The following is an 11234-nucleotide window of genomic DNA, read 5'->3' on the forward strand; positions in this document are numbered from 1 at the left end:
ACGCTTTCCGTCGGGCGCGGAATATTTTAATCTTAAAATAATTCCGGGAGCAAGACCATGACGACGGACGGCATCCAGACCGATTTCTCCGACCGCATGAGCTATGGCGACTATCTGCGCCTCGACACCCTGTTGTCGGCGCAGCAGCCGCTATCGGCCGAGCAGGACGAACTGCTGTTCATCACCATCCACCAGGTGCAGGAACTGTGGATGAAGCTGCTGAACAACGAGCTGGACATGGCCATCGCCCATATCCGTGCCGACACCCTGGGCCCCAGCTTCAAATGCCTGTCGCGCGTCTCGCGCATCCAGGTGCAGCTGATCCAGGCCTGGGATGTGCTGGCCACCATGACGCCGGCGGATTACCTGCGCTTCCGCCCGGTGCTCGGCTCCTCCTCGGGCTTCCAGTCCTGGCAGTATCGCCAGATCGAATTCAAGCTGGGCGCCAAGAATGCCCTGATGCTGAAACCGCATCAGCATCGTCCCGATATCCACGGCCCGCTGGAGGCCGCCTTCAACGCGCCCAGCCTGTATGACGAGGCCCTGCGCCTGCTGGCCCGCCGCGGCCTGCCGGTGCCGGACGACATCCTCAAGCGCGATGTGACCAGGCCGCACCAGGCCGATGCCCGCGTGGAAGCTGTCTGGGCCGCGATCTACCGCGAGTCCGAGCGATACTTCGATCTCTATGAACTGGCCGAGGAGCTGGTCGATGTCGAGGACAGCTTCCAGCAATGGCGCTTCCGCCATATGAAAACCGTGGAGCGCATCATCGGCATGCGCCAGGGCACCGGCGGCAGCGCCGGCGTGTCTTACCTGCGCCAGGCGCTGGAGCGCAGCTTCTTCCCCGAACTGTGGTCGGTGCGGACCAAGCTCTAGTAGGCCGTGAACAGCACCATGAAGGCCGACACCGTGATGGTGGCGATCACCGTCGTCACCAGAATGGTGCTTGAGGCACGCTGCACATAGGTGTTCTGCTGGGTGGCGAGGATATAAACATTCGCCGCCGTCGGCATCGAGGCCTGGATCACCGCCACGGCAGTGAGGAAGGCATCCAGCTTCAACACATGGACAGCCAGGATCCAGACCAGCAGTGGATGCACCGCCAGCTTGCCGACGGCTGCCAGGGACACCTGTTCCAGCCCTTCCGAGATCGGCCGGCCGACCAGCGTGAGGCCCAGCGCGAACAGCGCGCAGGGCGCCGAGGCATTGGCCAGCAGGTTGAGCAAGGTTTCCAGCGGGCTGAACAGGCTGAGCCCCGTCAGGCCCCAGAGCAGGCCGGCAAAGGTGGAGATGATCAGCGGATTGCGCGCCATGCCGGCAGCGACGCGGCGGAAGATCGCGGCCAGAGAGGCGTTGCCGCCATTGGAGCCCTCGATCAGCGCCGTGGTCAGCGGGATCAGCAGGACGTGGTCGAACACGATGATCAGCACGGCGGGCAGCACGGCGGCATCGCCGAACAGCGTCACCAGGATCGGCAGGCCCATGAACCCGACATTGCCGAAGGATGCGCTCATGCCCTGCACCGCGCGCTCGCCCCAGTTCATCGCGAACAGCAGGCGGCTCAGGCCCACCGTGAAGGCATAGGCCAGCAACCCGCCGCCGCTATAGGCCGCGACGAATTTCCAGTCGAAGGCGGAAAACACCGGCGCCGAGGCCATCTTGATGAACAGCATGGCCGGCAGCGCAAACCAGATCACGAAGGCATTGAGGCCGAGATAGGCCTGCGCCGTGATGATACGGGTATAGCCGGCGGCATAGCCGACGAAGATCAGGCCGAAGAAGGGCAGCGAGACATTGAGCAGGGTTCCCATGGCGCTGCGCTCTTCTCTTTCTCGGTTTTATTGCGCCGGCTGCAGCTGGATCAGCCGCTTGGCGAAAGCATTGCGTGCCAGTTCGGGCATCGGAATCGATTTGCGCGCCTTGAGATCGAACAGCACGGCGACGATCTCGGCACGCGCCAGCGGCTGTTGCGTGTGGCTGTCGAGCAGGAAATGGCAGAAGCGCCAGGTCTTCTCGCGCAGCTCCAGGATGCCGGTGCGGGCGTAATAGGCGTCGCCGATATTGAGCGGCCGGAAATAGTCGATGGCGTATTCCAGCGCGGCCGAACCCAGCCCCAACTCGCGCATGCGCTCGGCTGTCATGTCGCCGCCAGCCAGCATGTTGCCGGCCGCCTCGGAAAACCGCGCCATGTAGAACCGTGTCGCCATGCGGCCGGTTTCCTCGGCTTCCCAGCGATCGACCGCACCGCGGCAGGTTTCGTACATCCCCTCCACCGGCGCGGCCGGCGCCCGCGGCCCGGTCTGCGGTCTGGGCGGTGGCGGGGCCTTGAGCTGCACAGCCAGGGCCTCGGCGGCCGCACGCACATCCTGCGGCATCGCAAGCGGCCCGGCACCATCCAGGCGATCGAGGATCAGCGTCGCCTCGCAGGTGGCCGACAGCGTGTTGGTCTCGTCCTCGTAAAGTTCGTGATAGAGCTGCAGCCGGTCGGCCTCGACGCTGCGAATGCCGCTGCGCACCCGCAGCACGGCAGATTCATGGTTCTCGCGTCTGAATTGGATGCGATGCCGCAGCGGCCGCACCGCCACCGCATCGGCGCGTCGCCGCGTCGGGCCATAGCCCAGTGCCAGCAGCAGCTGCTTCTCGGCCTCGGCGAAACGCGCGAGGTAGAACTGCACGTTCATATGTCCCATGCGGTCGCATTCCCAGGCCTGTACCGACGAACGTCCAGTCGGCACGCAGCCATCTTCTGCCACCGGTACCGCAACCTGCTCATGCGGCGCATCGCCATCCACCGTGATCGCCTTGAATCCCTCGGCGATATCGGCCGGCAGCGGCACCGATTTGCGCTGCGCCAGGTCGAAACACAGGCCCAACACATCGGCAGTCATGCACAGTGCGCCGCTCTCGGCATTGAACAGGCGATGATGGAACCGCACCTTCCTGCCTTCGGCGAGCGTGACGCCGCTTTCCATGCGGATCAGGTCGCCGGCATGCAGCTCGCTGAAGAATTTCGTTTCGGCATTGACGGCAACAATACCCAGCTTGTGCTTGACCAGCGCCTCATGACCGAAGCCGGCGGCCAGCATGGCGGTCGCCGCCGCATCGCTGACGCGCCCGGTGTAGAACTGCACGTTCATATGGCCGTACTGGTCGCATTCCCAGGCGGCAACGGAACCGCGGTAGGTTTCGCGGAAATTGGTCACGGGCAAACTCGCTGCGATGGAGACTTAAATCTTGGGGCCGGCATCTATGTTCGCGCCTTACCCGCGTCCGTGCAACCGCCCCATCAGGTGTTCGACATGGCGCCGCACCACCGCCTCGCCGGTATCGCCCAGCACCTTGAGCCGCCCGGTGGTTTCCAGCATCAGCGCCCCACCCATGGCTGCCGCGAGGGAAACCGTCTCCGCCCGCAGCATTTCCGCCTCCAGCGGAGCGATGCGCCGCATGGCATCGCTTAAGACCGTGTAGCACTGGATCAGCCGGCCGTTGAGCAGGCGATCAAGCTCCGGCGTCAGGCCGGTCGGCCGGAAACCCTGGCCCAGATAGAGGCCCAGATAGAGGTCATCAGGCCGCTGACGGTAGAAGTCATAAAAGGCCAGCGCGCCGGCCAGAAGCTGCGCCTGTGCATCCGTTTTCGTCACCGCCGCGCGCAGGTGCTTCAGCAGATCGGCCAGCGAGCCCGCCAAGAGTTCGGCATACAGCGCCTCCTTGCTGGGATAATGCAGATAGACCGTGCCAACGGCGATCCCCGCTTCGGCCGCAATCGCGCGCAAGGTGGCGCCATCGAGGCCATCGCGGGCGAAAATCTTGCGCGCCGCCTGCAGGATGGCATCGCGCTTGAAGGCGCGAACAGCATCCCGCCGGCCCGTTTTCTTCTCTATGATTGCGGCTTCAGCGGGCATTTTTCCACGCCAGCGGATCGCCGCCATCCCGTTCTTTCACCGCGGCCTTGAAGCCGATCTGTTCGCAACGCGCCTTGAAGGCGACGCCTTCGGGCGAATGGCGCGTGATGCCATCGAACAGCGTCGCCAGCGTCTGCGTCGAATTCAGGCCCATATTGTCATAGGCCTGGTTCACCATCAGCTTCTGCATCATCAGCTGGTTCTTCGGCACACTGGCGATCCGCGCCACCAGCGCCTCCACATGCGCATCCAGCTGGTCGGCCGGCACGGCATCAATCACCAGGCCATAGTCCTTCGCCGTCTTGCCATCGATCAGGTCGCCAGTCAGAAGCATGCGCTTGGCCTTTTCCGCGCCCAGGCGATAGACCCACATCGCCGTAGTCGGGCAGCCCCAGATGCGCGCCGGCGGATAGCCGATCTTGGCATCCTCGGCCATCACGACCAGATCGCAGCACAGCGCGATGTCGCTGCCACCCGCCACCGCATAGCCATGGATCTTGGCCACGACGGGTTTCAGCGAGCGCCACAGGCTGAAGAAACAGTCGGTGCTATGCCGCATCCACTGGTAATCCACCAGCGGGTCCCAGGGCATGTCCTGGCTGCCCTTCACTGGGCGCGGCGCTTCGGCATATTCCTTGAGATCGTAGCCGGCGCAGAAGGCACGCCCGGCCCCACTCAGCAGGATCACATGCACATCGTCGTCCTGGTTGGCGCGCTCGACGGCGGCGCGCAGCAGGTCCGGGGTGGTTTCGTGGATGGCGTTGAGATGTTCGGGCCGGTTCAGCGTGATGCGGGCGATACGGCCGTCGCGCTCATACCGAACGAAAGGGTCTGCCATGACGGTTCCTCCATGTTTATGGAGAAACCTTACATCCGTTCATAAAAATGAACAACGTTCATAATTTCAGTTCGCGATACCGCGCACCTGGTAACGGATTGTCATAATAAGGCGGAATATCGCCAAAACCGAGTGCGTCATAGATGCGGTTGGCCGCCACCATCGAGGGAAAGGTGTCGAGCCGGATGGCGCGATAACCCAGCTGGCGCGCCTGCGCCAGCACCGCATCGGCCAGGCGGCGGCCCAGATTCTGGCCGCGGCCCGCCGGATCGATATAAAGCCGCTTCATCTCGGCCACACCGTCGCCGAGGTCGCGCAGACCGACGACACCGACGGCCTCGCCATCCCGCTTGCCCAGCAGCAGCGCGCCACGTTCCGCTGGCGCGTATTTGCCCGGCAGGGACGCGAGTTCCTCATCGAAGCCCTGAAAACACAGGCTGAAATCCAGCGACTGCGCATAGGCGGTGAACAGGCGTCGGGCCGCGGCAAGGTCTTCTTGTGTGACGGCGGGCTGGATCGTGATGGCTGAGTCGGTCATGACACCATGAGAAAAGAAATGGGCGCGACATACAACAGGGGATGATGCCGCGCCCAACCGGTTTGCACCGGCTCCCGGCGGCTATCGGGGCAACCGCCGAAACGAAATCTGATCACGCCTAGAGCGTAACCGTGCCCTCCAGATAAGGCTTGCAGGTGCCAGCCATGCGCACGCGCGCACCTTCGTCGCGGCAGTACAGCGTGCCGCCGCGCGCGGAAGCCTGATAGGCCGTGATGTCGCGCTTGCCGAGCCGCTTGGCCCAGTAGGGCACGATGCTGCAATGGGCCGAACCGGTGACCGGATCTTCAGGAATGCCCTTGGCTGGCGCAAAGAACCGCGACACGCAATCGATGCCCGGCCGGTCGCCCGGCGCGGTGACGATGACGGCGAATTTGTCGAGATCCATCAGCCCGTTCATGTTGGGCCGCAGGTTGCGCACGATGTTGGCATTGTCATAGACGAGGAAATAGCTATGGCCGGCCAGGATTTCGGTTGGCTGGGCGCCGATGGCCTCGATCAGCCCTTCGCAGGGTTGCGCCGGAGATACGGCTCGCATGGGAAAATCCAGCGACAGGCGGTCGCTTTCGCCATCCTGAGTCACGGTCAGCGTGCCGCTCTTGGTGAAAAAGTCGATGCGGCTGCGTGCCCGGTCCAGTCGGTGGAAGATCACCCAGGCCGAGGCCAGCGTGGCATGGCCGCAGAGATCGACCTCCACTTCCGGCGTGAACCAGCGCAGCCCATAGCCATCCTCACCCAAGCCGCCCTTCTGCGGTACGAAGAAGGCGGTTTCGGCGAGATTGTTTTCCGCCGCGATCGCCTGCATGACGGCATCCGACAGCCAGGTGTCCAGCGGCATCACGGCAGCAGGATTGCCCTTGAACACCGCATCGGCGAAGGCATCGACCTGATAGAGCGGCAGTTGCATCTGCTATCCCCTTCAGACGTACAGCAGCACAGCCGACAGCAGCGTCAGCCCGGCCATGGTGAAATTGAAGATCGTGCGGGCGCGGTCATCGCCCAGGAAGCGCCCGATGCCGACACCAAACAGCGCCCAGAGCGACACGCAGGGCAGATTGATGATGGTGAAGATCAGCGCAATCAGGCCCAGCTCGATGGCGTAATGACCGCCGGGCGTGGTGAAGGCGGCAACGGCGCCCACCGCCATCATCCAGGCCTTCGGATTGACATACTGGAACAGTGCAGCCTCATGAAAGCGCATCGGCCGCAGCTCGGCTCTGCTTTCGATTCCGCCGGCGCGCGACAGCTGCCAGGCGAGCCAGACCAGATACAGCGCGCCGATGGCCTTGAGCGCCTGGTGCAGCCAGTCGCTGGCCAGGATCACGGCACCAAGGCCGAGGCCGGTGACGATGATGAGGGAGAGAAAGCCGGCACTGATGCCCAGCATATGCGGCACCGTGCGGCGAAAACCGAAATTGGCACCCGAGGCGGTCAGCAGAATGTTGTTCGGACCCGGCGTGATCGAGGTGACCACGGCAAACAGCATCAGCGGGACCAGCAGGAAGGTTTCGGCTTGCAAGGACATAATGGCTCTCCTGGGAGAACCGGCGTCGCAGCACAGGAAATGATGATGCGCGACGCCGGCAGCCGGGGGGCTTAACGCTTACGCCCTATCGAAGCCACAACGGCTTTTTCAGCAGCTCGGCTTCAACATCGGCGCGGGTGAGGCCGACATCCTTCAGAATCTCTTGCGGCAGGCCGGCAAGATCGGCCCGCTCACGGGCCTGGCGCTGCCAGTTGAGCAGCATCAGCATGAGACCCGTCGCGCCTTCGGCGGCAACAGCTACCATGCGGTCGATGACCCGGCCGATCGTGCTGCCCGCGCGTTCGACCGGGCCTGTACCATAAGGTCGGTCGATTGTATCGATACAATTCGTCATGACACCCTTCCATTTTTGGATGAATTCTAACAATGAACCCGATCAATTCGGGCAATGCGATAATTGATTGACTCTTGAATGGGGTCAATGACAATATTGACACCATGACAATGTGGACCCCCAATCTCGACGCCTTCCCCGGCCCGCGCTACCAGGCGCTGGCCACGGCCATCGAAACCGCGATCCAGACCGGCGAATTGCCGGTGGGCGCCAAACTGCCGCCGCAACGCAATCTCGCCTGGAAGCTGGGCGTCACCGTCGGCACGGTCAGCCGTGGCTACATGCTGGCCGAACAGAAAGGCCTGCTGTCGGGCGAAGTGGGCCGCGGCACCTTCGTCAAGCCGAATGACGGTTTCGGCAACAGCACTGCATTCCGCAGCGAGATCATCACGCCGCAGCAGGATATCGCGCGGCTCTCCACGCCGGGCGTGATCGAACTGTCGCGCAACGAGCCGAGTCTGACCGATTACGACGAGATCATGCGCACTTCGCTGCAGCGCCTGTCGCTGCGCGGCGGCCTGCAGAACCTGCTGGGTTACAGCCGCACGCTGGGCGATCCGCTGCATCGCGCCGCTGCTGCGCAATGGATCGCACGCACCGGCCTTAACGTGACGCCGGAACAGATCATCGCCACCGCCGGCGCGCAGCAGGCGCTGGCCGTGGTGATGACGGCGATGACCATGCCGAACGAGATCATGCTGGTGGAAGCGCTGACCTATGGCGGCGTGCATGAGAATGCCCAGCAGCGCCCGATCCGGCTGGAAGGCGTGGCGATGGACGACGAAGGCATGCGCCCCGATGCGCTGGCCGAGGCCGCGCGCCGCACCGGCAGCCGGCTCGTGCTGATCCAGCCCACCATTCACAACCCGACCACCGTGATGATGACGGCCGAACGCCGCGCCGCCATCGTGGCCGTCGCCCGCAAGCATGACCTCACCATCATCGAGGACGATGTCTACGGCTTCCTGATGCAGGACCGGCCGCTGCCGGTGGCCGCATTGGCGCCCGAACGCACCATCTACATCACCAGCGCATCGAAATGCATGGCACCGGGCCTGCGGGTGGGCTGGATCGCCGCACCGCCGGTGCTGATCGAGCGCTTCGCCGATACCCTGCATGCCGTGGCGGTGAACAACCCCCGACTGAACCAGGAAATCGTGCGCCAGTGGATCGAGGATGGCACGGCGGCGATGCTGGTCGAACGCCTGCGGGAAGAAGCCGCGATCCGCAACGCCATGGCGGTCGAGACCTTCGAGGGCCTGACCATGCGCAGCAATCCGGCCAGCCTGCATTGCTATCTCGAGCTGCCCAATCCCTGGCGGCCGAATGAATTCACCAACCAGGCGCTGGGTCAGGGCGTGCGCATCGCCAGCTGCACATCGTTCCTGCTCGACAACCGGCCGAATCCGCCGCCGTGGGTGCGCATCTCGCTGGCGCCCTCGCCCGACCGCAATGACGTGGCCGATGGCCTGCGCCGCCTGCGCGGCCTGATCGAGCGCGGCCCGGAAGCCCGTCACGCCATCGTCTAGTCCATAGGACCGTGCAGATCCTTCTTTATCTGGCGCCGATCATCCTGGTGATCGGGCTGGTGGCGACCGGCCGTGTCGCCCTGGTGCATGCCGGTCTCGCCGGGTTGCTGGCCACGCTGCCGGCGGCAGCCGTCGCGCTGCATGGCCAGCGCGACCTGCTCGATTTCTTCGTCATCGAAAGCCTGAAGGGTGCATGGCTCGCCTGGCATGCCATTGCCGTCATCCTCGCCGGCCTCACCGTGCATCACGTGATTCAGGCCGCCGCCCCGCCCCCTGCGGATGCGCCGCAGATTGCGCCGGTATCACGACATCGCCAGGCCTATTTCCTCAGCTTCATCGCCGCCGGGCTGATCGAAACCGCGATCGGCTTCGGTGTCGGTTTCGCCCTCGCCATCCATGGCCTGCGCCGGTTGGGCGTGGCACCGCTGCCCGCCGTTGCGGTTGGCCTGTTGAGCCAGATGCTGGTGCCATGGGGCGGGCTGGGTATCGGCACGGTGATCGGTGCGGCGCTGGGCAATCTGCCGCTGCAGGGTTTCGGCCTCTCCAGCGCCAGCCTGATGCCGGTGTTTCTGCTGGTGCTGCTCGGCTGGTTCTGGTGGTGGTCGCACCGGCTCGGACTGGGCCTCAGCCTGCGCAACATGGCGCTTGATCTGCTGTGGACCACGGCTCTGCTCGGCCTGCTGTATCTGGGCAACCGTTATGCCTCGGTGGATACCGCCGGCCTGATCGCCACGGCGCCGTTGCTGGCGCTGGGCACTCTGCTGAACCGCAACCGGCCGCCGCTGCGCGCCCTGCTGCGCGTCGCGCTGCCGTATCTGCTGCTGATCGCCGTACTGCTCTCCACCCGGCTGATCCCGCCGCTGTCGCAGACATTGCAGAGCATCGCCGTATCAAAGCCCTTCGCCGACATGCCGGCCTTCCCCTGGGCCTACCAAGCGGGCGTGATGCTGCTGCTTACCGCGCTGCTTTATGGCGCACTGACCCTGAAGCCGCAGCAGATCGGCGGCGTGCTGCGCCAGACCTGGGCAGCCGGCCGCATCGCGATTGCCACCACGCTGATCTTCCTGGTGATGGCGCGGCTGATGGCGGCCAGCGGTATCCCTGCGGAGCTTGCGGCAGCCTGGCAGGATGTGGCCGGCGGGCAGGCCCTGCTGGCCTCACCGGTCTTCGCCGCCATCGCCGGCGGCCTGACCGGCAGCAACACGGCGTCGAACAGTTTGCTGCTGCCACTGCAGGCGGCGATGGCCGGCTCAGCCGGTGCCAGTGTGCTCTGGGTCAGTGCGCTGCAAAATGTGACCGGCAGCCTGTTCACGCCCTTCTTCCCGGGCAAGATCGCCATGGCCTGCGCCTTTGCCGGCATCATCGGCGGCGAGCGCCTGGTCTATCGCCAGGTGATCGCGCTGGCGCCGCCGCTGTTGATCGCGGCGATCCTGATTACCCTGGCCTTCTGACCGTATGCGCGTGGTTGAGCGGACCATGGCCATGGCCGAAGCCCGGCGCGGTCTCGATTGCCTTGCGCACATAGGCGCGCGCCTGCGCCACGGCGTCGCGTAACGACAGGCCAAACGCCAGGCCGGTGGCGATCGCAGAGGCCAGCGTGCAGCCGGTGCCATGCGTCGACGTCGTGTCGATCCGCGTATCGGTGAAGCGCTGGCTGCCGCGCGCATCGCGCAGCAGGTCCACCAGCAGGTCACCCGGCAGATGGCCGCCCTTGAGCAGCACGGCCTGCGGTCCGAACTGCAGCAGGCGTTCGGCTGCGGCCGGCATATCGGCCTCGCCGGCAATCTTCAGGCCCGACAGCACTTCGGCCTCGGGCAGGTTCGGCGTGATCAGCGTGGCGCGCGGGATCAGCCGGGTGCGCAGCGCCTCGGCCGCCGAAGGCTGCAGCAGGCTGGCGCCACCCTTCGCCACCATCACCGGATCGACCACCAGCGGCACATGCGGCGCGTATTGATCGAGTGCGTCGACCACGGCTTCGATGATGTCGGCGCGATGCAGCATGCCGGTCTTGATCGCGTCCGCCCCGATATCCTGCAGCACGACGCGCAGCTGCAGGGCGATGAAGGCGGCCGGCACCTCATGGATATCGTGCACCGTGCGGGTATCCTGCGCGGTCAGCGCAGTAATCGCGGTGGCGGCATAGCCGCCCAGCGCGGTGACTGCCTTGATATCGGCCTGGATGCCGGCACCGCCGCCGGAATCCGATCCGGCAATGATCAGAACCCGGCCACGATGTGTGGCCGACGCAGCAGAAGTCATGCCGCCTGTTCCAGCGCCGTGATGATGTCGTCGACCACGGTCTTGACCAGGCCTTCATCCTCGCCTTCCGCCATCACGCGGATCAGCGGCTCGGTGCCGCTCGGGCGAATGACGATGCGGCCGGCCTTGCCGAGTTTCTTTTCGGCGGCATCAATCGCCTGCTGCACCTTCGGCGCCTCCAGCGGCTTGCCACCGCCATGGCGCACATTGCGCAGCAGCTGCGGATAGGGTTCGAAACGGCGGCAGAACACGCTGGCCTTTTCGCCTGAC

Annotated in this window: 12 protein-coding genes and 1 pseudogene; 3 read left to right on the plus strand and 10 right to left on the minus strand. The window is 64.9% G+C overall.

Annotated elements, in window-relative coordinates:
• Positions 1–57 precede the first annotated feature (57 nt).
• Positions 58–876 carry a tryptophan 2,3-dioxygenase gene (kynA, locus tag AAG821_RS07290; protein WP_341909264.1) on the plus strand — a complete coding sequence of 273 codons (819 nt, stop codon included), beginning with the start codon at positions 58–60 and terminating at the stop codon, positions 874–876.
• Here the strand turns inward: kynA and AAG821_RS07295 are convergent.
• The 8 genes from AAG821_RS07295 to AAG821_RS07330 form a co-directional block, all read right to left on the minus strand.
• Positions 873–1811 carry an AEC family transporter gene (locus AAG821_RS07295; RefSeq protein WP_341909261.1) on the minus strand — a complete coding sequence of 313 codons (939 nt, stop codon included), beginning with the start codon at positions 1809–1811 and terminating at the stop codon, positions 873–875. The two genes, kynA and AAG821_RS07295, sit on opposite strands and share 4 nt — an antisense overlap.
• 27 nt (positions 1812–1838) lie before the next feature.
• Complete coding sequence (locus AAG821_RS07300; RefSeq protein ID WP_341909259.1) at positions 1839–3203, minus strand: thioesterase family protein; 1365 nt, start codon at positions 3201–3203, stop codon at positions 1839–1841.
• A gap of 57 nt (positions 3204–3260) precedes the next feature.
• A complete protein-coding gene (locus AAG821_RS07305; protein ID WP_341909257.1) occupies positions 3261–3902 on the minus strand; it encodes a helix-turn-helix domain-containing protein in 642 nt (213 codons plus the stop codon).
• Positions 3892–4740 carry a crotonase/enoyl-CoA hydratase family protein gene (locus AAG821_RS07310; protein WP_341909256.1) on the minus strand — a complete coding sequence of 283 codons (849 nt, stop codon included), beginning with the start codon at positions 4738–4740 and terminating at the stop codon, positions 3892–3894. Before AAG821_RS07310 ends, AAG821_RS07305 begins: the two co-directional genes overlap by 11 nt.
• Positions 4741–4798: 58 nt before the next feature.
• Complete coding sequence (locus tag AAG821_RS07315; RefSeq protein WP_341909254.1) at positions 4799–5278, minus strand: GNAT family N-acetyltransferase; 480 nt, start codon at positions 5276–5278, stop codon at positions 4799–4801.
• Between the two features lie 118 nt (positions 5279–5396).
• Entirely contained in the window at positions 5397–6203 is an 807-nt protein-coding gene (locus AAG821_RS07320; protein WP_341909252.1) for a PhzF family phenazine biosynthesis protein, read from the minus strand.
• A 12-nt stretch (positions 6204–6215) separates the two neighbouring features.
• Positions 6216–6821, minus strand: a complete 606-nt coding sequence (locus AAG821_RS07325; protein ID WP_341909250.1) for a LysE family translocator — start codon at positions 6819–6821, stop codon at positions 6216–6218.
• Between the two features lie 85 nt (positions 6822–6906).
• Complete coding sequence (locus tag AAG821_RS07330) at positions 6907–7176, minus strand: DUF1127 domain-containing protein (protein WP_341897753.1); 270 nt, start codon at positions 7174–7176, stop codon at positions 6907–6909.
• Positions 7177–7280: 104 nt separating this feature from the next.
• Between AAG821_RS07330 and AAG821_RS07335 the strand changes: the two genes are divergently transcribed.
• Both AAG821_RS07335 and AAG821_RS07340 read left to right on the plus strand, forming a co-directional pair.
• On the plus strand, positions 7281–8705 hold the full coding sequence (locus AAG821_RS07335; RefSeq protein ID WP_341909249.1) for a PLP-dependent aminotransferase family protein: 1425 nt from the start codon (positions 7281–7283) through the stop codon (positions 8703–8705).
• 11 nt (positions 8706–8716) lie between these two features.
• Positions 8717–10156 carry an L-lactate permease gene (locus tag AAG821_RS07340; RefSeq protein WP_341909246.1) on the plus strand — a complete coding sequence of 480 codons (1440 nt, stop codon included), beginning with the start codon at positions 8717–8719 and terminating at the stop codon, positions 10154–10156.
• Here AAG821_RS07340 and thiD read toward each other — a convergent pair.
• The gene (gene thiD / locus AAG821_RS07345) at positions 10140–10964 is read right to left on the minus strand and encodes a bifunctional hydroxymethylpyrimidine kinase/phosphomethylpyrimidine kinase (RefSeq protein WP_341909244.1); all 825 of its coding nucleotides are present in this window, start codon (positions 10962–10964) and stop codon (positions 10140–10142) included. The two genes, AAG821_RS07340 and thiD, sit on opposite strands and share 17 nt — an antisense overlap.
• Positions 10961–11234 (minus strand): annotated as a pseudogene (locus AAG821_RS07350) (phosphoglucosamine mutase); the annotation flags it as partial. The gene thiD and the pseudogene AAG821_RS07350, both read right to left, overlap by 4 nt.

The sequence above is a fragment of the Ferrovibrio terrae genome (assembly GCF_943372915.1).
Lineage (GTDB): Bacteria > Pseudomonadota > Alphaproteobacteria > Ferrovibrionales > Ferrovibrionaceae > Ferrovibrio > Ferrovibrio terrae_A.